The organism is Nostoc linckia z4 (assembly GCF_002608075.1).
Lineage (GTDB): Bacteria > Cyanobacteriota > Cyanobacteriia > Cyanobacteriales > Nostocaceae > Nostoc > Nostoc linckia.
This window is the reverse complement of the sequence record NZ_LAHA01000069.1, coordinates 16890-42893: the sequence shown is the minus strand read 5'-3', so window position 1 is coordinate 42893 and position 26004 is coordinate 16890. Positions and strand designations below refer to the sequence as shown.

The window sequence follows — 26004 nt, the reverse complement described above, 5'->3', positions numbered from 1 at the left end:
AATTCTGTATTCAATTTATTGTTTGCCATAATTGATACTGAGTATTAAAGACTTATCGTAGATATATTTGGAAATAATCGTCAAATAACTTACTAGCAATCTTTTTGAGATATCTCATCAAGATGATTTATCGTATGATTACGTATATTAACTGTAAACAAAATTACTTCATGCACAAATGTCAGTTTTAGCGAACGCTTGGTTTTTACCCGACCTCACAAAATCGCGTTGCTCCCATCCTACTAAACCACCGACAATAAACCCAAATTTCCAACTATCAACTGCTTTACCAAAACTACGCACTTGGCAAACACTATCCGCACCCTTGGATACCAATCCACATGGCAGTGAAGCTACTCCATAAGAAAATGCAACAGAGCAGGCTGCACCAACTACACCTGATATAAAAATCGGTACAATTTGCATTGCTCTTGCCAATAGCTAAATAACTTTCAACGGTTTGCTAAATATTCGTGTAAATAAGGGCGGGGGTTCTGCGCTACACCATTAACGTGAACCTCAAAATGTAAATGTGGCCCCGTCGAAAACCCCGTACTACCTACTGCTGCAATCATCTGCCCACGGACAACTTGTTGTCCCTGCTGTACATACAGCTGACTGGCATGACCGTAGAGAGTAGATAAACTTTCCTGATGCTGAATAACAACTGCTTTGCCGTAACCATCCTTGTCACCCGCAAAAACTACTCGACCAGCATCAACTGCATAAATTGGCGTACCCTTGGCTGCACCAAAATCAATTCCCCTGTGAAACTTGCGATCGCCTGTAATGGGGTGTGTCCGCCAACCAAATTCACTAGTTACAGGAGTACCAGCCGCAGTAGGAAAGGCAATTCGACCGTTATTTAAAACCTTATTGCTAACAACAGTTCTAAGTAGTATTAGATTCTGGAGAGATTTAACTAACAGCTGAGATTCAATCCATCCAGAAACCTGGGGAATGACCATAGCTGCAATGACAACTGAGGTTGCGATCGCATATCTCCAACTTTCACTCGAATTAGTATCGGCTGTCTCATCCAAACTAGTTACAGTCGAATTACTAACCTCTTTTTTAGCGTCAGTTTCAAAGATTATTCGCATTGTCTCAACGCCTTTTTGCATTAGCAGGAGAAACCTGCCAACAACCAATCTTTGCAGTACTCAATACTTCCTCAAAATCATTCTGAGCTACACGGCAATCAGGAGAATTTAGGCCATCTCCGGATGTGGCAGATTCCTTAACTTTAGGGGAATAGCGAGTAGAGACAGGATTAGAAGACATATTCACGCCAGGTGCAGCAGTAGAAACAACTGTTGGCGATAAAAATTGAAGCTTTTGTGCCAATGCCACAGCATTACGCCAGTTATAAAACTGCAAATATCCCGGTTGCAAGATATCTGCAATCCATACCAGCAGTACGAACCAAAAAATTGCCTTTACCCACATTATTCCAATTGCTTAACCACAGGCAGGGCAAAAGAAGGAACTTCCTTGGGTACAACTTCAATCTTCTTCCCAGCTGCATATCCTGGCCCGGTGTAACTGCCATTCAGGAGAAAATTCAACAGCATTATTAATAACCACACTCCTACAGCAGCAACACCCACAGGAGATTTAATTACATCAGATAAAAAATATACTGGATACCAGCCAAATCTCCAGGGATTCTGTGGATGCAACCTATGTGCTTTCCAAGTCTCAATATAGGGAATTTCTATCTGAGGAACTCTCGGCTTATAAGCAGTAGGTGCATTAATATACCTAACTTCTACTGGTTGAGTCTCATAAGTGGTCATAGGAGAAACGCTAGGTTGCTGATTTACCATTCCTCCTTGCTGTACCTGCTGCAACATATTTTGCAACCGATTGGCAGGCACAATTGCTCCACCTTCAGAATAATCAACATCAAAATTACGGCGTTGATTTCTACTCATAATATGACCTCAAATTAACTAACTATAGGATTCATATTTGATTTTTGAACAAATACGTAGGGTGTGTTGTCGCGCAGCGCAACGCACCAAAGCCCAGAATACGGTGCGTTACACTTCGTGATAACGCACCCTACATATACTTAGATTTTTTCAGAAATCAAATCGGATTCCTATAGCTGGCGGGTTTATTATTTATTTGGGAGTTAGTATCTTCCCAAAAATCTTCATCTTGAAGTTGGGCGTAAAACTCTTCTGGAGATAACATTCCAGGTTGATTTTGCACTCCATTTTCAACAAACTGACTACTATCTACTCGCCCTAATCCAGAAACAGTAGAACGAGGAGAAAATTGAACGACATTTTTAGCAGAAAACTCATTATTAAATCTCATCCCAGGAGGCGAAACTGGGGGGATTAAAGAAGGCTGAATATCAGTATTAGAAACACCAACATGAAGTTGTTGATTGTTAGAAGTTCCCAAGTTATCAGACACTTCATCTGTTTCTTCAACTGCATTGTTATAGTCATAAATGCCCCAACTCAAGAAACAAGCAAACCCAGCCAAAAATATAACTGCACTCATCCAATGCACTTCTGAATTGGGAGATGGCATCATTTCAACCGTTGTCCGAGTTGAACCTTCCAGGGTAGTACGAATAGGTGTACGTTTGACTGCCGCTACAACATTGAGCGAACACAAAGCTATGCAAATTATCGCAGCAGCAAACTTGACATACATGACATCACTCCCCTGATTTATTAACAGGCTTTCTGTTAGGAATTAGATTAGGTAATTGCTTCTTCATTTGTTGGAGATATATTCGCCTTTCCTCCTCTTTCTGGCGTATTTTCTCGCGGATATCTGCCACCTGTGCCATCTGCTCTACTGGGTCTAAATACCCGCGCGCCCGTAACAGCTGCGCCTGTGCAAGTGAGTATGGTTCTTGAGCATTCCTAATCTGAATTAGCATTTGATTCAGGTCAACCGATGGTTGAGATTCCAAATTCTGTGCGTAATCAATCGCCTCTAATTTACCCAAGATCAAAACAGCAGCAGCCCCAGTTGGTATCTTCTCCTCTACTTTCGTACCATCAGTTTTGCGGTATCCCCAGTAAAAACTATTATTTCCAGAAGCCGCTTCTAGTAAAACATCCAGAGAGTTGAACTTAACTATCTCCAGTGCTGGCATATAATGAAGGCGGTAAAACCCAGATTTCTCATTAGCTTGCATTCTGGATATTTCACCCCGCAATTGCTGTCCCCACAATGCCGCCGCCAACTGTCGCCAGCCCGTAAGAGTAGGCGCACCTTCTACTGAGGAGTAACTGGACAGATGGTCTATATTGTAGTCAGTACGGGAAAGCTTTTCTAAGTACACTTCTCGAATTTGGGCAACTTGCGCCTTTACTTGCTGTACCTCTGATATTTGATTACCTGGAATTTGTTGCTTCCATCCAACCATTAATGCAACCGCCCCAATCACAGACAACGCACTAACAGTCGAACAAACCGTCCACAGGGTGACATTTACCTTTTGTCTTCTTCGACTTGGTTGTTTATTTCGCACAGGTGTAGGAGTAAACATAATTTACCCCTCACGTATTATCAACAACCAACTGCAACTGAGGGCGCTTGTTTAACTCGCGTGCGATCGCAATTCCTGCACCACCCACAACTATCCCGGTTAGTAGTAACAGAGGGTGCAAGGCAAGAGTGGCCCCCACTCCCAATAGCTGTCCCACCATCCCAGAAACACCCAAGTTCATTAACAAACCACCTGCTGTGTTAACCAAAAAGTCAAATGCTGCACTCATACTTACTCCCTGGTAAACCAAATAACTACTAGTGCCAGAACTAAACCCACTAATTCACCTATGCCTACACCTACCAAAATTGGCTGGATGCTGTAAATCTCCTGTTTATCTTGTGTTGGGGGAACCGCTACCCACGTCCCAATCACAGTACCAGCTACTACCGAAAGTAAATTTATACCAACTGCTTGAGTAGATGTTTTTCTCAAATTAAGTAAACTTTCATCCCGTATTCGATAGCAGATGGGTAGCATCTGGCTAACTATTTCTTCGGAGATTGCACGGTTTTCGGCTGCGAGGACTTCAACTGTCTCGGCTGCGGTGTCGATGTACTGACCAACAGTGGATGAGTCTCTTCCCCCCAGTTCACTTTGCCGAAAAAATCGTTATCAATGCGCGAATTGATTCGCTCTTGCGCCTGGTCGTAACCGGGCGAAACGGAAGTATTACCTTCAGCCAGCGAACTACTGCCATGAAAAACAAATTCTTCTAGAGCAAGTGTGGAAGATTCAAGCACCACTTTATGGCGTAATTCTCCTAACTGAATACCCCTATCAGCATCCCGATAAAGTATTCCTACAAAGCTGTCGGGGGAAGCTTGTTCTGGATCTACGCCAAATCGCTGTTTAATATACTCGCGCTTGTCGAACTTATGTTCGCCTACTTCTGATTTGCGATCGCGCATTGCAATCAAGTGCTGGGCAGCTTCTTCAAGGGACATACCTTCACGAGAAGCTATCTCTTTAAGTTGAACTAATTGCTGTTCAATTGTTTCGTCAAGCGTATCATTTGGCTGCAAAGCTAAATCTAACAACCGACAGCAGGTACGTACTACATCAGGCGACACCTGCAAAGTCTCTGCCACTTTGTTGATATGCTTCATTCCGCTCAATTCTCCTAATTACTGATTGCACAATTGGGTTGTTTTTTTCTTCATCAGATATATGCTTGGTCAAAAAGTTATAAAGGGTTAGGCCATTAACTTTTTGTAAATAAGCATCTAAGCCACCAGCAGGAATTACTTGCTGTAAATATTCCTTATACGTCAACCGCCGAATTTTGGTAGCAACGTAAAAAACATCAGCAATCTCAACTGTTGCTGCATCAAAATATCCTCCCCGCTTTCGCGGTTTTACTATACCGGCATAGGGATACCACTTTTGTAAAGCAGAGATTGAAATCCCGTACCTTTCAGCAAGTGTTTTTTGGGTGTAGATAACGTTTTCACATACCATCAAACTCAATTCCAAGTAAAAGACAACATCAATGAGAAGCGAATTAAACTAGCAAATTACTAAACTGTTTGTAAATTAGAAAATAATTTACCAAATATGCCAGTTTAGTACAGGTATAGCTCAACTCAAATACATCTATATTTCAACCTATCTCCAAATAAACTACACACTAGCCAAGTTACATACTGCCTGTTGATAATGCAAGCACGTTTGTATATATGAGTAAGAAATTGAAAAAATAACTTTTTTGAGAAAAAAGCACTCTAACAGAAATTCATAGTCAAAAGTGAAATTTTTGGTATCAAAATCAATTGTTACTTTTCTATCTGTAAACTTTCAGTTTTAATATCGTAATGCCGAAAAATTCATAATCATAAGTACAGTATGTATTTCAAATGTTGAAATTATTTGATTGTTAGTAGCTCAAAAAGATGATTTTGGTAGCAAATGCCACGCTTTATCATAGTCTGAAATTAAAATATAATCGTCTGATATTGCTGCGTCTCACGGACAGCTAGTGGTAAAATTTATAACTAACACTAGTTGATAAGTCCGGTACTTTAGGTGTGTATGCTATGGCAGCAATGCCTTTCGGATGATAAAACGCAAAGTGCCATTGTACTTATGTAGGACAAAATGCCAGCAATCAACCTTGAAGCCGGACAAATCGTTCGGGTACGCTCCCGACAGTATCTTGTAGAAGATGTAGTTCTTGGGCCGTCTGCTGAGGAAGACACCTTAGTTCGCCTTTCGTGTCTAGATGACGATGCACTAGGAGCTCCTCTGGAAGTTTTGTGGGAGAGAGAAGTTGATGCTCAGTACATAAGTGCAACTAATTGGGATGTAGTTGCCAGCCGAGGATTTGACGATGCACGGCTATTTTCTGCTTATCTGCACACATTGCGTTGGAACTGTGTTACCTCAATAGACCCAAAATTATTTCAAGCACCTTACAGAGCTGGAATTGAGGTAAAAGCTTATCAGCTAGAGCCGCTACGTAAAGCTTTACTGATGCCTAGAGTGGCTTTGTTTATTGCTGATGATGTTGGTTTAGGAAAAACCATTGAAGCTGGGCTGATCCTGCGTGAAATGTTGATGCGCCAAAAAGTGAGGCGCGTGATCATTTCCTGTCCCCCATCGGTGGTACGACAATGGCGCGATGAAATGGAGAGCCGATTTGGACTCACTTTTATGATTTTTGATCGGGAGTTTGTTGCCTCCCGTCGCCAAGAACGTGGCTATGGAATTAACCCTTGGACAACGCACAACCGCTTTATTATTTCTCATGCGCTACTCCGAGATGAAACCTATGCTGCACCATTACGTGATTGGTTAGGTGATTTTTCTGCTGCATCAATGCTGATACTTGATGAGGCTCATAACGCCGCCCCAGCAAGTGGTGCCAAATATGCTGTTGATTCTCAACTGACACGAACTGTCCGTGACTTAGCACCTCGGTTTGAGCATAAGCTGTTTCTGTCTGCCACTCCCCACAACGGCCACTCTAACAGCTTTGCCGCATTACTAGAAATTCTTGACCCACAACGGTTTTGTCGAGGCGTGCCCGTTCGCAACCCAAAACTACTTGATACTGTGATGGTAAGGCGATTAAAACGCGACCTCCGGGAGATAGGAGAAGATTTTCCTAATCGCCAAGTTATTCCCATAGTTATTGATGGGCTACCTGCAAATGCTCCAGAGTTAAAGCTGTCTCGATTGTTACAAGAATATCGCCAACTACGTGAGGAACGGTTAAAAGATACATCCAAATCCACTCAAAAGTCAGCGATGCTTGTTGTCACTTCTCTGCAAAAACGCCTACTCTCCTCTATCGAAGCATTTGCTAGAACTTTAAAGGTGCATCGTACTGCAATTGAAAAGCAAGCTGCTTCTACTTCTAATACAACTAGATTGTCACGTAATTTACCGCTACTGTGGGAACCTCCAGGTGCTGATGATGACCGCGCTGAACTTGATGAAATAGAAGTACAGGCGGAAGAAGATGCTCAGATGATGGCAGCAACTAGTCAAGCTACGACCTCTGCACTTACAGCCCGCGAATTAGAACTACTAGAAGAAATGTCTGAGACTGCAAATGCTGCACGTTATCAGCCAGACCCCCGCATCAAAGAACTAGAAAATTGGATTCGTAGTAATCTGTGTCCAAATTTGGGCGAACCAGGGGCTACTTGGAATGACCGCCGAGTAATTATATTTACTGAATATACAGATACAAAGCGTTACCTCCAACAGCAATTAGAAGCGTTGATTGCAGGCTCAGAGCGGGAGCATGAACGTATTGATGTATTTCACGGTGGTATGAGCGAAGAACGTCGAGAAGCAATCAAACTCGCTTTTAATACTGACCCGTCTCGCCATCCTCTACGTATCCTCATTGCCACCGACGCAGCACGGGAGGGGGTAAACTTACAAAATAACTGTGCTGATTTGTTCCACTTTGACGTTCCCTGGAATCCCAGCCGTATGGAACAGCGAAATGGGCGGATTGATAGAAAACTGCAACGATCGCCTATTGTTCGCTGTTACTATTTTGCATTGCCACAGCGAGCCGAAGATCGAGTATTAGATATCTTAATTAAAAAGACAGCAACCATACAAAAAGAACTGGGTAGCCTTTCTCCAGTAGTAGAGAAGAATTTATCAAGATTGCTGGAAGGGGGTATTCGCCATGAACAAGCAAATTCAATTGCTGAGGTAATCAAAAAAGTAGACCAGTCTGAAACTCAAGCCAACGCTTTCTCCCAAGTAGTTGATGAAGAACTGGAGGAAATTAGACTCAGGAAAGAGCAATTGGTGAACCAAGTAGCACAACTTCAAGAAATGCTCAAAACTTCGCAGGACTGGTTGGGACTGGATGACCGCCATTTTCGGGATGCTATTTCCGCTTCTTTGGAAATTTTGGGAGTCAGTTCGCTTGCACCTGTGGATGCTAATGAGGCAGCTAATGACCCTACTACTGCACGTTGGATAGTACCATCTCTTAACCAACGCTTGGGAGCAGACCCCACCTGGGCTAGTACCCTTGATACCTTAAGAATACCGCGAAAACAAGGTCAAAAACCTTGGGAATGGCGGCGGGAAGCTCCTATTCGTCCGGTAATCTTCCGTGACTCAGGTACTTTGGATGGCGATGTAGTTCACTTGCATTTGGAACACCGATTGGTACAGCGATTGCTGGGACGCTTTTTATCGCAGGGTTTTATCCATGATGAATTAACTCGTGCTTGCGTGTGTCTCACGGATGAACCTTTACCCAAAGTGTTAATTTTAGGACGTTTATCTTTGTATGGCGATCGCGCTACTAGATTACATGATGAAGTAATTGCTGTGGCTGCGGAATGGTCAGACCCAGTAACTAGAGGGCGTAAAAAGTTACAAGCTTTACCAGAAGGACAAAAGGACGATGTTTTAGTTTTACTGGAAACTTCCTTGGCTTCTCCCCGGTTGCGAGAGGTTCCCGCATCAGTGAGACAACGCTTATGTCAAGCTACATCTCAGGATGTGGGAGAGTTGACACCACATTTGCACAAACGCGCAGAGGTACTAGCTGAACGCGCCAAGAAAAAGCTGACAGCAAGGGGACAAAAGGAAGCTGAGGAAATGAAGAAGATTTTAGAAGAACAACGCGATCGCATTCTCAAAACTAAACAAGAAACCGAACAACCTCTACAGCTGTCATTATTTCCTGAAGAAGAGTTGCGTCAGTTAGAAGCAGACCGTCGCCATTGGGATAAGCGGCTAAATATGTTAGCCCAAGAGTTGGTACGCGAACCAGCACGAATTGAAGCAATTTATGAAGTGAAGGCAGTACGAGTTGAGCCTGTAGGTATAGTTTATTTGTATCCAGTTAGCGGTTAATTCATCAGTGCAGCCAGCAACGTTCTGACCACAACTTCCAATTCTTCAGTCACTCGATAAAGGTTAATGGCTTGTTCAATACTTTGTTTTTGTCTATTTAATCTACCAAATTGCCAAACATTACCTGTGGTTACTGCTCCTAATATTTCAGCTTGTGTAGAATCAGTCCATTTATCGAGAGCTATCATCTCAGTGGCTAGTTGTATAAATCCCCTATTTATATCTGCTTGCTTGGCTTCAATCACAATTAAATTTGTTGTTGTTCGTAAATAATAGTCCAAATTACCTTGGAGTTTATTATCAACTTTAATATTGTATTCTATTCGTAATTTAGCGTGGGAATAATGAATTAAATCAGTAACAATCGGTGCAATTAAAATTTCCCGGCGAGTAGCTTCGTTTTCTAAATCTACAAAAGGTAATACTTCTTCAATTCGTTGTTTTAGTTCGGCAAGTCTGTCTAATGAGCCTGAATATTGGGGTAATTCCAGAAATTTACGCTCGAATGAATAACCAAATTCAGCTACTAAATCATCAACTGCAAACCCTAATTCAAAGTAATTGCTAAAAGTATATGAGCGATTTGGGTCTAGTAATGGTGGACGACTCATTGAATTCCTCCAATCAAGCAAATTACGTTTTCTGCTAACTTATGTAAGCGAGTGAGGATATCATTTATTCTAAAATTTTGCTGGTTGGTAGTTAAATCAGTCATAGATGAATTCATCTATTTCAATTTATGACTTATGCTGAAATTTTTTCAACATAAACTTGATACATAATTGTCTCTTTTAACGAATCTGCTGCAACTGCTGCAATAGTTTCCCAATCTTCTTGTTTCAACAACACCGCCAGCAATTCGCGCAGTATCTCTCGATTAGAAATAAACTCTTCGCCATAAAGTTCATCTTTTCCCAAAACAATGAGTATCTGTTCTCTGACTTCTGGTGTAGGTAGTCTTAATCTTTGAAGTAATCTATCTCTTGCAGTTTTTACCGCAATTTTTGTAGCTGTTCCTAAATTCCAATTATTCAGCAGCAACCGCACTTCTCGATTAAGAGAAACCCGTAAAGTTGTTAAACGTCCTAAAAGTTCAAAGTTAAGCATGAGGTCGCCAAATCCAGAACCCCAATCCAATCCAGCACCAATATTACCACCTACTTTATCTTCTGCTTCAACAGCTTTTCTCAACCATTTTTCATCAAACAATAAATCCATCGGATTTACTGGATTTTCTTGATTAAAAGTGCTTTGAATATAATTAGGTTCTTCCTGATTCATTAACTTCACCTCGCTACCTTATTCAGAAGAACGGCAAACTCCATACTCAAAATAAACTAGGTCTTCGTAATCTTCATCCTCTCCTAAATCAATCATCCCTTGATTATCATAAAATTCTTCTGCTCCTGGTAGCGAATGCAACCCAACTCTACCCTCGTAACCTAGTTCTATACTGCGGTTTCTGGCAAATGCTAAAAGTGCAGTACCAACGCCTTTTAATTTTGGTGGGCGTTGAATAAATTCCCGGTTCCAAGGGGCAGAAGCTATTCCATCAATGTATACTAACCGTTTACCCTCACTGATACGCGAACCGTGCATTTGAGTTTCAATCAGCATTAACCCTTGAGTTTTGCTTTCGTACTCAATTGCATAGCCTTCGCGGTTTGGTTGTCTGTGAATAACGAACTGAAGTTTAAACTCCCAGTCCCAAAATTTATCTTCTTGTCCGTACAATCTTAATTGTTCTTTCCACTCTGAGGCATAATCATTGACGTGCTTTTGCACTAATTCTACTAAAACTGCTTCCACGGTCATGCTATCTTGACCGCGAATTAGTTGTATTTTTGTTCGCATCGCACCAATATCGTGTGCATTAGCAGATTTTGATGTTATCAGATTAAGTAAACAAACTGTACCAGACTCAAAGACCGCAAAGGAGAAACGATGGCAATTGACCCAGAAATCACCAGACATAAAGAGTGGTTGGGTTTTCTCCAGCCTGTAGGGTTGGTGGTATCTCCCCCGGCGTTGGTGAAGGCGCAGGCGGTGGTCAACCGGAATGTTGTAGATTTGCAACAATCTTTGCTGGCTGCGGTTGATGAAGATGGCTTGATTGCTGATTTTCCCGCTTTTACGGTTAATGTATTAGGCTGGGCTGAGAGCGACCTTGTTAAACCATCACCAGAATATGAGATAGCTTTACCTGATTACAGCGAAATTCTTGCGCCTACCTATATTGTGCCTGACCCAGATAGCGACAAGCCGCAGATTTTGGTGCAAATAATTTCTCCTGGTACTGAGTTGGATGTAGTCGCACCAGAATTAACTAAGTCTAGCAGTGGTTGGCACGCCAGCTCCCAAGCTAAGTTTGAGCGGTTGCTGCGGGAGACGCAAATACCCATAGGTTTGTTGTGTAATGGCGGGTTGCTGCGTTTGGTGTATGCGCCACGGGGCGAGTCTTCTGGACACTTGACCTTTCCAGTGCAGGCGATGTGTGAGGTGTCTGGAAGGCTGATTTTGGGGGCGATGGAAATGCTGCTATCGGCATTTCGGGTGTTTAGTGCTACTACAGGTCGTTCTTTAAAAAATTTGTTGGAAGACAGCCGTAAGTACCAAGCGGAAGTTTCTACAACCTTGGCTAACCAAGTGCTGGATGCTTTGTGGGAACTGCTGCGTGGGTTTCAAATGGCGGATGCGGCAGTTGATGGTAAATTATTAGATGAAATTGCTGCTACAGATTCACAACACATTTACGGTGGATTAATCACTACCCTGATGCGGCTGGTATTTTTGCTTTACGCTGAGGACGAAGGGCTAATGCCGCCAGACGATATTTATCAGCGTAACTATTCTGTAACTGGCTTGTATGAACGGCTACGTGAAGATGCTGGAAACTACCCCGACACGATGGATCAGCGTTATGGGGCGTGGGCATGGCTGTTGAGTTTATTTCGCTTAGTTTATGATGGCGGCGGACAAACACCAGAGTATTTACCAGCACGGCATGGTCAGCTTTTTGACCCAGATGAATATGCGTTTTTAGAAGGTCGCCCACGCGGTAGTAAGTTTGTGAGACCAGCCACACGTGCGGCTATGCCGCCGAGTGGACTGGCGAACCCCGAAGGGGTGGCGGGTCAAGCAATCGAGCCTCCGCGAATCCCCGATGGTGTGATTTATCGGTTGTTAGAAAAATTACTAATTTTGGAAGGAGAACGGCTATCTTATAGATCGCTAGATGTGGAGCAAATTGGCTCGGTATATGAAGGCATTATGGGTTTTGCTGTGGAACAGGCAGAAAGTCCTAGTATTGGAGTTTACAGTAAACCCAAGGGTTCAAAGGTTTCTACAACGGTGGTAGTTAATGTAGCAGCGATTTTGGCAGCGAAATCGGGCGATCGCCAAAAGTTACTGAAGGAATTGGCAAATTGCGAAGTATCAGGTAATGCTCTCAAGGAACTGAAAGCAGCGCAATCATTGGAAGATATAGCGATCGCACTAGGTCGGAAGGTATCGCGGCAAACACCAAATTTATTGCCTGTGGGTTCGCTGTACTTGCAGCCAGGTGAAGAACGCAGGCGTTCTGGTTCGCATTATACGCCCAGGTCACTGACTAAACCAATTGTGGAAACAACCCTGCGTCCGGTGTTGGAGGGGTTGGGAGAAAAACCGACTGCGGAACAAATTTTATCTTTGAAAGTTTGTGATTTGGCGATGGGTTCTGGTGCGTTTTTGGTAGAAACCTGTCGTCAGTTGGCTGAGAAGGTGGTGGAAGCTTGGGAACGCGAGGAAAACGATACTCGCCAGGAAATTAGCGATCGCTCCGCCAGCCAAAGGCATCCCAACCAGAATGCGACAATTAGCAATTATGGCAAAGAAGAACCATTATTAATTGCGCGTCGCTTGGTGGCGCAACGGTGTTTATATGGTGTGGATAAAAACCCGTTTGCGGTGAATTTGGCGAAGTTATCTTTATGGTTGGTGACGCTGGCAAAGGATTTACCGTTTACATTTCTTGACCATGCCCTCAAATGTGGGGATTCGCTGGTAGGGTTGAGGAAAGAGCAGATTGGGTCTTTTGGAAAGGATGCTACTTACGATTTACCGCTATTGGCATATTTAAAAGAGCAACTTGACCGTGCGCGTTCTTATCGGGCGGAAATTCAGGCGTTGGATACCCGCAGTGATGCTGATGATGACCAAAAGCGAGATTATTTATACAAAGTAGAACAAGAATTGTACCAAGCGCGGTTAACGGGGGATGTGAGAATTGCGGCGTTTTTTGAGGGAAGTAATAAGAAGCAGCGAGAAGAGAGAGAAACTGAGATTGCAGAATTAGTAAGAAAGTGGCGATATCACCAAGCTGATACTGAGAGTTTGGAGGAAATTGCTAGTAGGTTGCGGAGTGGAGATAAGGGAATTATTCCGTTTAACTGGGATATTGAGTTTCCAGAGGTTTTTGATAGAGAAAATCCAGGTTTTGATGCAATTGTTGGTAATCCGCCTTTTTTGGGTGGAACAATGATTTCTGGTGCAACTTCAAAAGAATATCTCGATTGGATTACAACACAGTTTCCAGAAACAGGAAATAGAACGGATTTAGTAGCTTATTTTTTCCGTCGTGCATTTGATTTATTACGTGAAAGTGGTTCATTAGGGCTGATTGCAACTAATACAATTGCTCAAGGTGATACCCGTTATGGGGGACTTCGATGGATTTGTAAAAATAACGGTATTATTTTTGAAGCACAAAGAAGATTTAAATGGTTTGGTCAAGCCGCAGTAATTGTTAGTATTATCAATATTTTTAAAGGTAAAATATCACCTCCTTTCTATCTCGATAAAAAACCTGTACAACAAATTACTGCTTTTCTTGTCCACTCTGGAGGTCATGATAATCCAAGTAAACTTTTAGAAATGTCTGGTAAATCTACCAAGGGTATTGAACTGTATGGAAATGGTTTTTTATTCGCGGATGATGATCCTGACGCTTCTCCAATTTCATTAATGAACACCCTGTTATCTAATAATCCAAAAAATCAAGAGCGTATTTTTCCTTATTTGGGTGGTTCAGAAGTTAATGAAAGTCCTACTCATTCTCACAAGCGTTATGTTATTAATTTTGGGTCTATGGAAGAACATGAAGCAAGAGAATGGGTAGAATTAATAGAAATTTTAGAGCAAAAAGTTAAACCCTCACGTTTAACAAAAGCTTCTGATGTAGCTAAAGCTCCCTGGTGGTTATTTTGGCGACCAAGAAATGATTTTCAAGCATCTATTCATCAACTAAATAATGTTTTAGCTTGTTCTAGACATCAACCACATTGGACATTAACAATGCTTCCTTCAAGAGCAATATGGTCTGATGCTTTAGTTATATTTGCATTTTCCAGTATGTCGGCATTTGCAATCTTACAATCTCGTATCCACGAAATTTGGGCGAGATTTTTTGGTTCATCCATGAAAGATGACCTCCGCTACACCCCCTCAGACTGCTTTGAAACCTTCCCTTTCCCCGAAAACTGGGAAACCAACCCCACTCTAGAAACCGTAGGTAAAGAATACTACGAATACCGCGCCGCGTTAATGGTTCGCAACAACCAAGGACTGACCGACACCTACAACCGCTTCCACGACCCAGAAGAACGCGACCCTGATATCCTAAAATTACGCTCACTGCACGCCGCAATGGATAAAGCCGTACTCGAAGCTTACGGCTGGAGTGACATCCCCACCGATTGCACCTTCCTGCTAGACTACGATGACGAGGAAGACGAGGAAGAAACCAGCAACGGACGACAACGCAAAAAACCTTGGCGTTACCGTTGGACAGAAGAAGTGCATGATGAAGTTTTAGCACGCCTACTCGACCTTAACCAAAAACGGGCGCAAGCTGAAATAATCGGCGGTAAAGCAGCACAAAAGAAACCCAAGGCTAAAGCTAGTAAAAAGAAAGCTAGTAAACCACGTAAAATTAAAGAAGATGCGCCAATAATACCAGGGTTAAATTTGGAGTAAATTGCACTTTAAACACATTAATTAAACAACAGGTATAAATATGACAATCAGAGAACAACTTTTCCAAGAAATTGAATCAGCACCAGATGAACTAATAGCCGAAACACTTAATTTTTTGCGCTTCTTAAAAACAAAAGAAACCCAAGTACAACCAAAATCAAATCAAGTAGAATCTACCATAACACCTACAGTTAATTCTACAGGTAGGTCACTTCTAGAACATCTAAGAACCATAGGTACTTGGGAAGGCGATGATTTAGAAGAGTGTCTAAGGCTAGTCATTGCTAGTCGTGGTCAAGCGAAATTTGATGATAATAATCCTTTTGAATAATGTACTTACTCGATACAAATCACTGTAGTCTTGCCATTTTAGGAAATATCAATATACTAAATCGTTTGCTTGAGGTCGAAAATAGTTTAGTTTCAACCTGTGTGATTGTGCAGGGAGAATTGATAGATATGGCTGTACGTTCTCAAAGACAACAAAGTAATTTAGCACTAATCATAAATTTTCTTAGAGGTATCTATATTCATAACATTGAAAAAGAAACTGCTAATATCTACGGGCAACTCAAAGCTGATTTGTTTAATCAATTTGCACCCAAAGAAAAAAGCAAGCGGAGAAAAACTAAAATAACTGATTTAGGTTTTGGTGAAAATGACTTGTGGATTGCAGCGATTGCCCTACAACATAATCTTACCATCGTCTCAGCCGATAGCGATTTTCAGCGCATTAAAGAAGTAAAAACATTATCTGTTGAATCGTGGTTGACAAGTTGATTAATTGATGAAATTAATTACTTTCATTCTGGTTTAACCAAGCTACTAAATTAGATATTTCTGAAAAATCTAGTGGTGCTTCTGCTAAATTATCTAGCTTTTCAACAGATAGCACTCGAATTCTATCAATCAATGATGAATCTATATCATTAAATTTATGGTTCAACGTATTGAGGAAATCCTGGGTACTACAATTAATGAATATACGCCTAATGCAATTAAGTTTCAGGGCTTATCATTGGAAATCTTAGAACAGATTGTTAAAGATGGTTACACTACAACATCTGCAAGTTTTAACGCAGCTCCATCCGTAGGTTTATTTATCGAATTTGGAAAGAAATGCCAAGAAAAAGGGTTAATAGTAAATTTTGATGGAACAGCATTTACCAGCGCAGAAAACCCAAATTTAGTTGTTGATGCGATTACAGTTATCGGTGTGGAAGACTTAGATTTTGTTGGTGAATTTGTTCAATTTGTTTGGGGATGCGATGAGCTAGAGATAAATTCTCAAAAGTTATATGCTTGGTGGGATTAGGTAATAATCAGCACATCAGCGTATTTTTAGTGAGTTTAATTTTGCAGTGACCATTGAACTCAAATGATTTCTACGATTTTAAACAAAAGTATTATTTGACACTTTTAAACACTTCGGGCAACATAAGAAAACAGTTAATTGCTTGTTATATCTTTTAAAGGAGTAAACAGCGATACACCATGCCCCATACTCCTGCCGAAGTGCGTTCATGTCTCATTGATGCCCTACAACTTGACTTAGTGGGGCCTACGCCCAATGATATCGCCCATGTTGATGAAATCATCGACCAAGCTCCATCTAAGTGGTATCTCACGGGTTTTTTAGTGCCTTATGAAGCTTCGGTAGAACAGCGTTCAGAAGATATAGGTAACGATGACATAGACGAGATTTCTCAAGTCAACGCTGGCGATGATGAAAAGCAACCCGACAGTGCCTCCGCTCGGAGAGCATTTTTCCCCTCATCAATGGGTTTAAGCATCCTTGTACCAGCAACCGCTAAGGAAATAAATGTTACTGTTCACTGGGGCGATTACAGTCCGGTTGATGAAGAAAATGAAGAAAATCAGGAAGACTCCAAAAGCCAACTCCAGTTGCCCCGCCTGTGGCAAAGAACCCCCGGACAAGCAGAATTAACTGTTCCTCTCCATTTAAGTAATGTACCCAAACATTGGGAAATTCCTGGTAGTAACGGTTTGAGACTCGTTACCTCAGTGCGTCCCGTAACTGCGGCGGAGTTAGTTCCTGTTGGTACTCGTTCCGTGTCCGTGTTCCTGGTGAACTATCGCCCGCCAGCCGCCAACCCCTACAGCGATATTGCTTTCGCCTTCCAAACTTGCCTCATCATCCGCACCCCTTATTCTCTCGTTCCTCGTCCCAACCTGCGCGGACGACACGGTGATGATTGGGATGAGAAGGTAGCAGATTTACAGTATCGAGATGATTATGAGTATGCAGTAGGACATAACGTTTCAGCTGTTGCTGTCACCAACGATGACACTACTTGTCAAGAAGTCCGCACTGCTTGGATGCCCATTGCTGATGTAGAAAAGGTAGTACCTGAGCAAGTTGCAGGCGTGGAACTGGGGATGGAAGCACTCGCCGCCGCACCCACGGTGGAAACTCTGCGAAATATGATGTCTGGGATAGTTGATGCTTATGGGGTGTGGATTGAAGCACAAAAGCTCAATCTTCCCAGTGAACCAGAAAGACTGGAAGTTGCTAACGATTTACTCAACCGGGCAACCAGGGCAAACAAACGCATCGCCGCCGGATTGCAAGCCCTAGACGATCCTAATGTATTAGAAGCATTTCAAATTGCCAATCGAGCGATCGCCATTGCTATCCGTCAGCGTCTTACCCACAATACAGATACTACCCCAGAATCTGTCAGACCTCCGGCATGGCGACCTTTTCAGCTGGCGTTTTTACTAATGAACTTGGTTGGTATCGCCCATCCCGAACACCCTGACCGAGAATTAGTAGACTTGCTGTTTTTCCCCACAGGCGGTGGTAAAACCGAAGCTTACTTAGGATTAGCAGCATTTGCAATGGTATTGCGCCGCCTGCGAAACCCCACAATAAACTCAGCTGGCGTAAGTGTTTTGATGCGTTATACCCTGCGCCTGCTTACCCTCGATCAATTAAGTCGTGCTGCTACTCTTGTCTGCGCCTTAGAGTTAGAAAGACAAAAAGATACACAAAAATTAGGCCCCTGGCCTTTTGAAATTGGACTGTGGGTGGGACAAACCGCCACTCCCAACCGTATGGGAAAAAAAGGCGATAACGATGAATACACCGCCCGCGCTCGTACTATTGCCTTTCAAAATGATACCCGCAAACCTTCACCCATCCCTTTAGAAAACTGTCCTTGGTGCGGTAAACGCTTTACCTCTGATTCCTTTCAATTACTACCAGATGCAAACCAGCCAAAGTCACTGCAAATTACTTGTATCAACCGCAAATGCAAATTTACCCGCAATCAATCGTTGCCCATTGTTGCCGTAGATGAACCAATTTACCAACGATTACCCAGCTTTATTATCGCCACCGTCGATAAATTCGCTAATCTCCCTTGGGTAGGAGAAACTGGGGCATTATTTGGATTGGTAGACCGTTATGACAAAGATGGTTTTTACGGGCCTGCCCATCCCGGTCGCGGTCAAGCACTTGCTGGTCATTTACCGGCCCCAGACTTGATTATTCAAGACGAGTTGCACCTAATTTCCGGCCCCTTGGGAACAATGGTAGGGTTGTATGAAACTGCCATTGACGAACTGAGCAGCCGAGAAAATAAAGGTAAAAAATTACGCCCTAAAATTATTGCTTCTACCGCAACAGTACGGAGAGCTAGTAAACAAATTCGAGCCTTATTTGGGCGAGATGCTGTAGATATTTTCCCACCTCCCGGCCCAGATCGCCGCGATTCATTTTTCGCCAAAACCGTGCCAGCAAGTGTCAGTAATGCCCGTACCTATGTAGGCATTGCGGCCCAGGGACGAAGCTTAAAAGTGGTACTGTTACGAACTTACTTAGCACTACTGGGTGCTGCACAGAAACATTATCAAGCAGCAGGAGGAGCAAAAAATCCTGATAACCCCGCAGATCCTTACATGACCCTGCTGGGATATTTTAACTCCCTGCGAGAATTAGGTGGTAGTCGCCGCATCGTTGAAGATGAAGTCAACTCTCGTCTAGCAAGGTATAGCTTGAGAAAACGAGTCAACGAAACTGAAGGTTTATTTGCTGACCGTCAAATTGCCTATGAACCGGCGGAATTAACTTCCCGTGTCAGCACTAATGTTGTTGCTGAAATCAAAAGCTGCTTGGCACTACCATTTCACGAGAAGAAACATATCGATGTAGCCTTAGCAACAAATATGATATCCGTGGGTTTGGATATCACCCGTTTAGGGTTGATGGTCGTGTTGGGTCAACCAAAAACAGCATCCGAGTATATTCAATCTACCAGCCGGGTGGGACGGGATGAAAATCGCCCTGGTTTGGTGATTACATTATTAAATATACATCGACCACGCGATCGCTCTCACTACGAACGCTTCCCAGCTTGGCATACCAGCTTTTACCGTTCCGTAGAAGCAACTAGCGTCACCCCATTTTCACCTCGTGCCATTGACCGGGGTATCGCCGCTATTTCCGTTGCCTTGGCGCGTTTAGGACATCCTGGTATGACTGCACCACCGCGTGCTATCGAGATTTTACAACATCGGCAGGATTTAGAATATGTGGTCGATGCCATTAGCGATCGCGCAGAAATGCACGATAAAGAACTTGATGCCCTAGAAGCCGAAGCACTACGTCAAAAAGTTCGCGGACGGGTGAAAGATTTACTAGACACTTGGGAACGCATTGCTAGTCAAAAAATCAGCTTGCAATACCAACAAGAAGTAGGTCAAGCACCGCCATTATTATTCGACCCCCTTGACCCAGAACTTGAAAAGCAACCAATGGAAGCACGCAAGTTCAAAGCACAACGCAGCCTCCGAGATGTAGAACCCACAGTCAACTTGTGGGTTTGTAACCCTGATGGTTTTGAGGTTGAGGAGGACGAAAAATGAAGTCAAAAAGCAAACGCAAGCCTTCAGGAGAAATACGGCAAAGCCAAATTATCTCCACCTTTGGCCCCGGCGCAATGGTGGACTTACCAAATTACTCAGTCATCATCGGCGGACTCAACCACTGGCGGGGTAATAGACGGCGAATTTACGAAGACCGCCTTGCAGCCAGGGTTGCCGAGATTTTGGATGTCAGAGACATTGCTATGTATGCGCCACCTACAGACGAGCAAGACCCAGCCGCCGCCAGAAGTGGGATTTCAGCTTTTACCTTCCCCACTTGGTTTGTCGCCCAAGTAGAAGAAACTTGGACTTCCCCTAACGCCAAAGAATACCGTACCCGTCCTCTGATACCTTGGGGTAGTTTAGTTAAAGGTAAATACCTCAGCGATACCAAAAAGAAAATCCCAGTTGTCCCCGTTCGCTTTGTCCAAGCTTGTGTTAACGGACACATCAGCGATATCGACTGGTATCGCTTTGTCCACAGCAATAGCGATACTTTCAGTAAATGCCGGGGTCAGCTTTGGCTTGACGAACGTGGTTCTGGCAACGATTTCGTAGATATCTTCGTTCGCTGTCAAGCCTGCGGCGCTCGTCGTCCCCTCTCCGATGCCACAGTACCCAATGGCAAAATTTTGGGTCAATGTCTGGGGCATCGTCCTTGGCTAGGGCCAAAAGCTTTTGAACCTTGTGTTTCCCGCGTTACTGGTAAACCAGAGTACAACCGACTGCTAGTAAGAGCTGCAAGTAATACTTACTTTTCTCAAGTTTTGAGTGTTATCTCCCTCCCAGACTCAGATGAAGCCCTGCGAGCAGCAGTTAATTTAGTTTATGAAGACTTTCTTCAGTATGCAGAAAGCTCAGATGATGTCAAAAGAGAACGCCGCAAACAAAAAGTTGCTAACGCCTTGGAAGGATTTAGCGATGAAGCTGTATGGGCAGAAATACGGCGCAAGCAAAGTGGACAAGGAGACCAAGGTAAAACTATTAAACAAGTAGAAATTGAAACATTGCTTTCCAGCCCAGAAGAGATGGGAGAAGATGCCCCAGATGGTGACTTTTATGCCCGCGCCCGCAAGTTAACTGCTTTGCCACCATTACTATCCTCTCGTGTTGACCGGATTATTCTAGTACATCGGTTACGAGAGGTCATTGCCCAAGTCGGGTTCACCCGCTTTGAACCTGCAATGCCTGATATTGATGGCGAACTGGCACTGGATGTGCGACGGGCTGCCCTTGATATCGAACCAAGCTGGGTTCCTGCCATCGAAAACCGTGGTGAAGGTGTATTTATCAGCTTTCAAAAACAGGCAATAGAAAACTGGGTAAAGCAGCCTGCGGTGCAAAAACGTGGGCTGGAATTGAGGAGGGGCTTCGAGGTGTGGCAGAAGCGCAAGGCACTCCCAGAAGCTAAATTTCCTGGAATACCTTATATTATGCTGCATTCTTTGTCACATCTATTGATCACAGCAGTATCTCTAGAATGTGGTTATGCTGCTTCATCAATTCGTGAACGCATTTATGTTGGTGACACTGGCTATGGAATTCTTTTATACACTGGTTCCCCTGGGTCGGAGGGAACTTTGGGAGGTCTAGTACAAATTGGCAAGCGAATTGAGTACCATCTAACTACCGCCCTAGAATTAGGAAGGTTATGTTCTAACGACCCTGTTTGCGCCCAACACCAGCCAGACAACGTACAAGAGGAGCGTTTTTTGCATGGTGCAGCCTGTCATGGATGTTTATTAATTGCTGAATCTTCCTGCGAACGTGGTAACGAATTTCTTGACCGGGCGCTTGTCGTAGCTACAGTTGAGGGTTTGGGTGCTGAGTTTTTTCTCAATCAGGAATTGTCATGACAGCGTTTCTCCAACTGAGCCGACCAGTTTTGCTCAGTTTGGCTACAGCCTTTGAAACAGGAAGGCTTCATCCACCCTTTAGCATCTCAACTATTAAAACCTACGTCCCAGAAATTCTCAGTAGCAGTGTTGTTGAGGAACTCAATCGACTTAATGCAATGGGTGCTACTCCTGACCACATAGCTTACACATTGCGTCTACTAGCAGCAGAACGGTCAGCATCTCAGGAAATACACGACAGAGTAGAGTTGGTTTGGACAGGACAAGAAGTTGTTGGTTCCCAAAGCCGCGATACTAGCGTTGTTGTGCGCGAGTTATTCAGCACGGCCAAAAGTAGCATCCTCATTTCTAGTTTTGCTGTTGACAAAGGGAAAAAAGCACAAGCTTTGTTTGGTGTACTGGCTTCCCGGATGGATGCAAATCCAGAGATAAATGTCAGGATGTTCCTTAATGTGAAGCGATCGCACAACAATAAATTACCAGAGTCAACGCTTTTAAAAGAGTTTGCAGACACATTCCGTAAAGAGATATGGACGGGACAACGCTTACCAGAAGTGTTTTATGACCCCCGTTCGCTCGCCCCAGGTGCAGGTACAAAAGCCTGTCTTCATGCAAAATGCGTTGTCGTAGATGAAGAACGCCTGCTTGTAACTTCAGCTAACTTTACTGAAGCCGCCCACGAACGCAATATTGAAGCTGGTGTACTAATTGATGACCCTGTAGCTGCTAAAGGAATGCGATCGCAGTTTGAAACTTTGGTGGCAAAGAATATACTACGACGAGTACCGGGAATTTAATGATTGAGTATAATCATTTACTTATTATTGGTAAGATTTGGCTTTCAGTAATGGATTGCTGGAGTTTAACTCAGTAGATGATACAGGATTTTTGCGATCGCAAGAAGGTTTATTTAAGGTATCATTCCATAAACTCTTGCATAAGCGAAAGTACACGATATATTAATTACAGCAAACTCAGTAATTTCCAGTTTCATGCCCAAACCCAAAGAAGTTTTCGATTGTCCAGAGAACTACTGGGAATTTTTAACAGCTAGCTCTGACTCCGATTTTGAAGGTCAGTACTTCGACCGTAAAGAAGCAGGTCGTCCAGACCAGTGTGGCAATGTCGGTAATAGCCAAATCCAAAAAGTGACCGAACAAATTACAGAATGTATATCTGCATTTGCGAATACAAATTTGTCAGGTGGCCTTTTGGTAATAGGAATTTCAAATAAAGGTGAAGTAAAAGGCATTAAACACCTGGGAGAAAAAAAGTTAAATAACTTGCTCAACATCAATGGTGTACTCTCTAATCAATCGGCTCAAGTCCGATTAGTTGACTGTCAAGATGAAACTCACAGTTCCAACATAATTGCTTTAATATATGTTCCATATACAAAATATGGAATTTGTCAAACAATAGGTAACTCTCCTCAAGCTTGGAAACGCCAAGGGTTTCAAAATATTTTATTAAATTACGAACAACTTTACCAACTCAAACGAGACAAAAGAATCCTTGATTTTGAGCATGAATTTTGCTGTTGTTACGATCCTAATGACTTAGATAAAGGAGTATTACAAGAGTTTCGTAAAGTTTATTTATTAGACGCTGACTATGAATACAGTGATGAACAACTATTATATAATGCTGGGGCATTAATTAAAGACGGAAATCAGTATGCATTTACAAATGCAGGCTTCTTATTTTTTGCTGCAAATCCTCAAAGATTACTAACTTGGTCTTATATTCGTCTTCTTCGATTTGAAACAACTACAGAAAATATAGCAACCCGCAGATTACCCACTTTTGAAAAACAATTCAGTGGTTCAATTACGAAACAAATCCGTAATTTACGTACATTCTTTAAGGAATCAGGGTTTTTTAAACTTTATCAGCGAAGGAGTCCAGATGGTGGATTTATAGAAGAACCAGAATACCCTTATATTGCAATTGATGAAGCAATCGTTAATGCCGTAGCTCACCGAGAATATGCTTCAAAACTTCCTATTGAATGTGAATCGTATAAAGATGGCTTCATTGTTCGTAATTCAGGATGCATTCTGCAAAGAGATTTCAATGTTCCCGAGCGTTTTTCTTTGGAAAATACTATCCTTGTTTCAACTCCACGCAATTCCTTATTAATTGAATGGCTAAAAATGATACGAGATAAAGATGGTGCTGCATTTGTAAGAGCACTTAGTGAAGGCACTAAACGAATGCGAGATGAAATGCTTAATCTCTATCTACCAGCACCAGTCTATGAAGTCAGTCAATCACAAACAACAGTAATTTTATTTAGTAACGCAGAAGAAAGAGAAGCAAAACTTCAATCCGCAAATATTCAAACTTATACTGAGTTTACTAATTTATTTCCTCTGAATTTTACTAATATTAATGGACAAGAAATAAACAAAAAATTATTAAATAATCGTATTAAAGATATTTTATCATCTCTTAAAGATGCTCTCGAAGCTAATGATTGGTATATTGATAAATTATCATTCGGTATATTGAAAGCTCATAAAAAAGGTATTGCACTTCCCCTATCTCAAGCTGCTAATAAAATTGTCAGATTTTATCCAGCATATACTTTTCAAATTCGTCATTACTTGGGGCAATATTACCTTTGTATTGATTACACATTAGAAGTTAAGAATGTCCAATCTTTATCTACTCTTTTAAGTAATTTTCAAGTGAGCGATATGCTTGAAAAAACAGTAACAGCACAATGGCAGGGATGGCGACGTGGTAAGATTATTAATGCTGATGCAGAATGGAGCCGTATTTTCTTTTTTGATTTTGAAAGAGAAGAACAAGTTCCTAGTAATAAAGTCATCCCCAATCTTCCTAGAGATTTTATTGAACAAGAATTAAATCGACACAAAATTAAATTAAATTTTCACCAATTAATTAAAGAGTATAGTTTAGCTTTAAAACCTAACGCTGCAAAAATTAGGGCCGAAAAAACACAGATAATTGCTACAGATATTGCTCAAACAATATTTCCCTTAAATTTTAATGATTTATATATAGAAATGCAATCTTCTCCAGTATTTTTACTACGTCAAAATCACATAATAAAAGGACTGAGAGTTGAAAGCATAACTGAACCAAATGTTGAATTTAACCGTCGTCGTGAATCACCGGATATCCGAGAAGGTATTACTAAATTTGGGGCTTACTACAATGAATCAACCTCTATTGAGATCGTTCCAATCTGTATCGCAAGCTTGCGGAACAATATGGCGGATTTAATCGAGCGTATTAAAACAGGAAAGTACAAATATCGTGGCTCTGAACGCACTTTTTGTACGCGCTTTATCTATAATTCAATTATTAATGTTACCTCACCAAAAGAGATTACAAATGAGTGTAGACGATTACTTAGCGAACATCCAGAGTGGATAGGTAATAAAAATTTGAGGCGCATATTCTTAATCCATGTTCCTGAAAAAGGATTTTCAATTGATGACGAAACTTCTCCTTACTATCAAATAAAACGATTGCTACTTGAAAATGGCATTCCTTGCCAAATGGTTGATACGCCTACTCTGGAAAATCCAGATTGGAAAGACCTGAATTTAGCTTTGAATCTTGTTGCTAAATGTGGTATTACTCCTTGGGTTCTCCCAGATGCAATCCCTGACGCTGATTTCTTTATTGGTCTTTCTTACACGCAAAGTGGTCGGCGAGGTTCTGAACGCTTAATGGGTTATGCAAACATTTTTAATCAATATGGCAGGTGGGAGTTTTATTCAGGAAACACAGAAGCATTTCCCTACAGTGAAAAAACTGAACATTTCCAAACATTAATTACACAAACTTTATCGCGTCTTTCATTGTCTGAAACTCCACATATTTATTTTCATTATTCAGCTAAGTTTTCACAAGAAGATAAGGTGGCGATTTTAAGAGCTGCTCGTAGCATTAGACCACAGGGAACTTATTCGTTTGTATGGATAAATACTCATCATCATTTAAGACTTTATGATAGTCGAGTTGAAACTGATGGTAGCCTTAGCCGTGGTAGCTATGTAATAACTTCTCCCAATCAAATTTATCTTTCTACTACTGGCTATAATCCTTATCGTAAAACATTGGGAACACCTGTAACTCTAGAAATAAATATTTGGACAGAACAGCCAAGCGGTGTACCTAATTCCGCCCCGGATTTGAAAGCTTTGGCAGTTCAAATTCTTAGCCTAACAAAACTAAATTGGGCATCTACTGATTCACTTTGTGCTGAACCAATTACAACTAAATATGCTGGAGACATTGCTTATTTAACTGATGCTTTTCTTCGTCAAAATCAGTCATTTCATTTGCACACAGCACTAGAAAATACACCCTGGTTTATTTAGATAAACGGAGAAATTATTT

At 42.1% G+C, this 26004-nt stretch carries 22 protein-coding genes and 1 pseudogene; 9 read left to right on the top strand and 14 right to left on the bottom strand.

Annotated features, from left to right (window positions below; all coding sequences use genetic code 11):
• Positions 1-237 precede the first annotated feature (237 nt).
• From VF06_RS33300 to VF06_RS33255, 10 genes and pseudogenes are all read right to left on the bottom strand, one after another.
• Positions 238-426: pseudogene (locus VF06_RS33300) on the bottom strand (glycoside hydrolase family 24 protein); the annotation flags it as partial.
• A gap of 26 nt (positions 427-452) precedes the next feature.
• Positions 453-1103: a M23 family metallopeptidase gene (locus VF06_RS33295; RefSeq protein ID WP_099070262.1), complete on the bottom strand. Its 651-nt coding sequence runs from the start codon at positions 1101-1103 to the stop codon at positions 453-455.
• Positions 1104-1107: 4 nt separating this feature from the next.
• A complete protein-coding gene (locus VF06_RS33290; RefSeq protein WP_096585442.1) occupies positions 1108-1449 on the bottom strand; it encodes a hypothetical protein in 342 nt (113 codons plus the stop codon).
• Complete coding sequence (locus tag VF06_RS33285) at positions 1449-1937, bottom strand: hypothetical protein (protein ID WP_099070235.1); 489 nt, start codon at positions 1935-1937, stop codon at positions 1449-1451. The genes VF06_RS33290 and VF06_RS33285 overlap by 1 nt, the downstream gene beginning before the upstream one ends.
• 157 nt (positions 1938-2094) lie before the next feature.
• Positions 2095-2676, bottom strand: coding sequence for a hypothetical protein (locus tag VF06_RS33280; RefSeq protein WP_099070236.1), 582 nt, complete (start codon positions 2674-2676; stop codon positions 2095-2097).
• 4 nt (positions 2677-2680) lie between these two features.
• The gene (locus tag VF06_RS33275) at positions 2681-3523 is read right to left on the bottom strand and encodes a phage terminase large subunit family protein (RefSeq protein WP_099070237.1); all 843 of its coding nucleotides are present in this window, start codon (positions 3521-3523) and stop codon (positions 2681-2683) included.
• 10 nt (positions 3524-3533) lie between these two features.
• Complete coding sequence (locus tag VF06_RS33270; RefSeq protein WP_011316696.1) at positions 3534-3752, bottom strand: hypothetical protein; 219 nt, start codon at positions 3750-3752, stop codon at positions 3534-3536.
• A 2-nt stretch (positions 3753-3754) separates the two neighbouring features.
• Positions 3755-4003 (bottom strand): hypothetical protein, encoded by a 249-nt coding sequence (locus VF06_RS33265; RefSeq protein WP_099070238.1) that lies wholly within the window; start codon positions 4001-4003, stop codon positions 3755-3757.
• Between the two features lie 8 nt (positions 4004-4011).
• Positions 4012-4563, bottom strand: coding sequence for a hypothetical protein (locus VF06_RS33260; RefSeq protein ID WP_099070239.1), 552 nt, complete (start codon positions 4561-4563; stop codon positions 4012-4014).
• A 22-nt stretch (positions 4564-4585) separates the two neighbouring features.
• Entirely contained in the window at positions 4586-4984 is a 399-nt protein-coding gene (locus tag VF06_RS33255; RefSeq protein ID WP_099070240.1) for a hypothetical protein, read from the bottom strand.
• A 636-nt stretch (positions 4985-5620) separates the two neighbouring features.
• Between VF06_RS33255 and drmD the strand changes: the two genes are divergently transcribed.
• Positions 5621-8863 (top strand): DISARM system SNF2-like helicase DrmD, encoded by a 3243-nt coding sequence (gene drmD / locus VF06_RS33250; RefSeq protein WP_371411469.1) that lies wholly within the window; start codon positions 5621-5623, stop codon positions 8861-8863.
• Here the strand turns inward: drmD and VF06_RS33245 are convergent.
• The 3 genes from VF06_RS33245 to VF06_RS33235 all read right to left on the bottom strand — a co-directional run bounded on the left by VF06_RS33245 (position 8860) and on the right by VF06_RS33235 (position 10717).
• Complete coding sequence (locus VF06_RS33245; RefSeq protein WP_099070241.1) at positions 8860-9474, bottom strand: hypothetical protein; 615 nt, start codon at positions 9472-9474, stop codon at positions 8860-8862. The genes drmD and VF06_RS33245 overlap by 4 nt on opposite strands.
• Positions 9475-9607: 133 nt before the next feature.
• Complete coding sequence (locus tag VF06_RS33240) at positions 9608-10144, bottom strand: hypothetical protein (RefSeq protein WP_099070242.1); 537 nt, start codon at positions 10142-10144, stop codon at positions 9608-9610.
• Positions 10145-10162: 18 nt separating this feature from the next.
• The gene (locus VF06_RS33235; RefSeq protein ID WP_099070264.1) at positions 10163-10717 is read right to left on the bottom strand and encodes a GNAT family protein; all 555 of its coding nucleotides are present in this window, start codon (positions 10715-10717) and stop codon (positions 10163-10165) included.
• A gap of 90 nt (positions 10718-10807) precedes the next feature.
• On the opposite strand from VF06_RS33235, the gene VF06_RS33230 reads away from it, so the two are divergent.
• From VF06_RS33230 to VF06_RS33220, 3 genes are read left to right on the top strand one after another with little or no spacing between them, the layout of a single operon-like run.
• A complete protein-coding gene (locus VF06_RS33230; protein ID WP_099070243.1) occupies positions 10808-14878 on the top strand; it encodes an Eco57I restriction-modification methylase domain-containing protein in 4071 nt (1356 codons plus the stop codon).
• 40 nt (positions 14879-14918) lie between these two features.
• The gene (locus VF06_RS33225; RefSeq protein ID WP_099070244.1) at positions 14919-15209 is read left to right on the top strand and encodes a DUF2281 domain-containing protein; all 291 of its coding nucleotides are present in this window, start codon (positions 14919-14921) and stop codon (positions 15207-15209) included.
• Positions 15209-15658, top strand: a complete 450-nt coding sequence (locus tag VF06_RS33220) for a type II toxin-antitoxin system VapC family toxin (protein WP_099070245.1) — start codon at positions 15209-15211, stop codon at positions 15656-15658. Before VF06_RS33225 ends, VF06_RS33220 begins: the two co-directional genes overlap by 1 nt.
• A 13-nt stretch (positions 15659-15671) precedes the next feature.
• On the opposite strand, the gene VF06_RS43125 is transcribed toward VF06_RS33220, so the two are convergent.
• Positions 15672-15773, bottom strand: a complete 102-nt coding sequence (locus VF06_RS43125; protein WP_244918197.1) for a DUF4351 domain-containing protein — start codon at positions 15771-15773, stop codon at positions 15672-15674.
• Positions 15774-15815: 42 nt separating this feature from the next.
• On the opposite strand from VF06_RS43125, the gene VF06_RS33210 reads away from it, so the two are divergent.
• From VF06_RS33210 to VF06_RS33190, 5 genes are all read left to right on the top strand, one after another.
• Positions 15816-16193 carry a hypothetical protein gene (locus VF06_RS33210; protein ID WP_099070247.1) on the top strand — a complete coding sequence of 126 codons (378 nt, stop codon included), beginning with the start codon at positions 15816-15818 and terminating at the stop codon, positions 16191-16193.
• 179 nt (positions 16194-16372) lie between these two features.
• Positions 16373-19768 carry a DISARM system helicase DrmA gene (gene drmA, locus VF06_RS33205; protein WP_099070248.1) on the top strand — a complete coding sequence of 1132 codons (3396 nt, stop codon included), beginning with the start codon at positions 16373-16375 and terminating at the stop codon, positions 19766-19768.
• Positions 19765-21624, top strand: a complete 1860-nt coding sequence (gene drmB / locus VF06_RS33200; protein ID WP_099070249.1) for an MrfA Zn-binding domain-containing protein — start codon at positions 19765-19767, stop codon at positions 21622-21624. Before drmA ends, drmB begins: the two co-directional genes overlap by 4 nt.
• Positions 21621-22421, top strand: coding sequence for a DISARM system phospholipase D-like protein DrmC (gene drmC / locus VF06_RS33195; protein ID WP_099070250.1), 801 nt, complete (start codon positions 21621-21623; stop codon positions 22419-22421). Before drmB ends, drmC begins: the two co-directional genes overlap by 4 nt.
• 195 nt (positions 22422-22616) lie before the next feature.
• Positions 22617-25985, top strand: coding sequence for an RNA-binding domain-containing protein (locus VF06_RS33190; RefSeq protein ID WP_099070251.1), 3369 nt, complete (start codon positions 22617-22619; stop codon positions 25983-25985).
• The last annotated feature ends 19 nt before the right edge of the window (positions 25986-26004 follow it).

Bases quoted from the DNA above. Each gene is read 5' to 3' on its own strand.
- VF06_RS33295 (WP_099070262.1), bottom strand. From the start codon at position 1,103: ATGCGAATAATCTTTGAAACTGACGCTAAAAAAGAGGTTAGTAATTCG.
- VF06_RS33290 (WP_096585442.1), bottom strand. From the start codon at position 1,449: ATGTGGGTAAAGGCAATTTTTTGGTTCGTACTGCTGGTATGGATTGCA.
- VF06_RS33285 (WP_099070235.1), bottom strand. From the start codon at position 1,937: ATGAGTAGAAATCAACGCCGTAATTTTGATGTTGATTATTCTGAAGGT.
- VF06_RS33280 (WP_099070236.1), bottom strand. From the start codon at position 2,676: ATGTATGTCAAGTTTGCTGCTGCGATAATTTGCATAGCTTTGTGTTCG.
- VF06_RS33275 (WP_099070237.1), bottom strand. From the start codon at position 3,523: ATGTTTACTCCTACACCTGTGCGAAATAAACAACCAAGTCGAAGAAGA.
- VF06_RS33270 (WP_011316696.1), bottom strand. From the start codon at position 3,752: ATGAGTGCAGCATTTGACTTTTTGGTTAACACAGCAGGTGGTTTGTTA.
- VF06_RS33265 (WP_099070238.1), bottom strand. From the start codon at position 4,003: ATGCTACCCATCTGCTATCGAATACGGGATGAAAGTTTACTTAATTTG.
- VF06_RS33255 (WP_099070240.1), bottom strand. From the start codon at position 4,984: ATGGTATGTGAAAACGTTATCTACACCCAAAAAACACTTGCTGAAAGG.
- drmD (WP_371411469.1), top strand. From the start codon at position 5,621: ATGCCAGCAATCAACCTTGAAGCCGGACAAATCGTTCGGGTACGCTCC.
- VF06_RS33245 (WP_099070241.1), bottom strand. From the start codon at position 9,474: ATGAGTCGTCCACCATTACTAGACCCAAATCGCTCATATACTTTTAGC.
- VF06_RS33240 (WP_099070242.1), bottom strand. From the start codon at position 10,144: ATGAATCAGGAAGAACCTAATTATATTCAAAGCACTTTTAATCAAGAA.
- VF06_RS33235 (WP_099070264.1), bottom strand. From the start codon at position 10,717: ATGCGAACAAAAATACAACTAATTCGCGGTCAAGATAGCATGACCGTG.
- VF06_RS33230 (WP_099070243.1), top strand. From the start codon at position 10,808: ATGGCAATTGACCCAGAAATCACCAGACATAAAGAGTGGTTGGGTTTT.
- VF06_RS33225 (WP_099070244.1), top strand. From the start codon at position 14,919: ATGACAATCAGAGAACAACTTTTCCAAGAAATTGAATCAGCACCAGAT.
- VF06_RS33220 (WP_099070245.1), top strand. From the start codon at position 15,209: ATGTACTTACTCGATACAAATCACTGTAGTCTTGCCATTTTAGGAAAT.
- VF06_RS33210 (WP_099070247.1), top strand. From the start codon at position 15,816: ATGGTTCAACGTATTGAGGAAATCCTGGGTACTACAATTAATGAATAT.
- drmA (WP_099070248.1), top strand. From the start codon at position 16,373: ATGCCCCATACTCCTGCCGAAGTGCGTTCATGTCTCATTGATGCCCTA.
- drmB (WP_099070249.1), top strand. From the start codon at position 19,765: ATGAAGTCAAAAAGCAAACGCAAGCCTTCAGGAGAAATACGGCAAAGC.
- drmC (WP_099070250.1), top strand. From the start codon at position 21,621: ATGACAGCGTTTCTCCAACTGAGCCGACCAGTTTTGCTCAGTTTGGCT.
- VF06_RS33190 (WP_099070251.1), top strand. From the start codon at position 22,617: ATGCCCAAACCCAAAGAAGTTTTCGATTGTCCAGAGAACTACTGGGAA.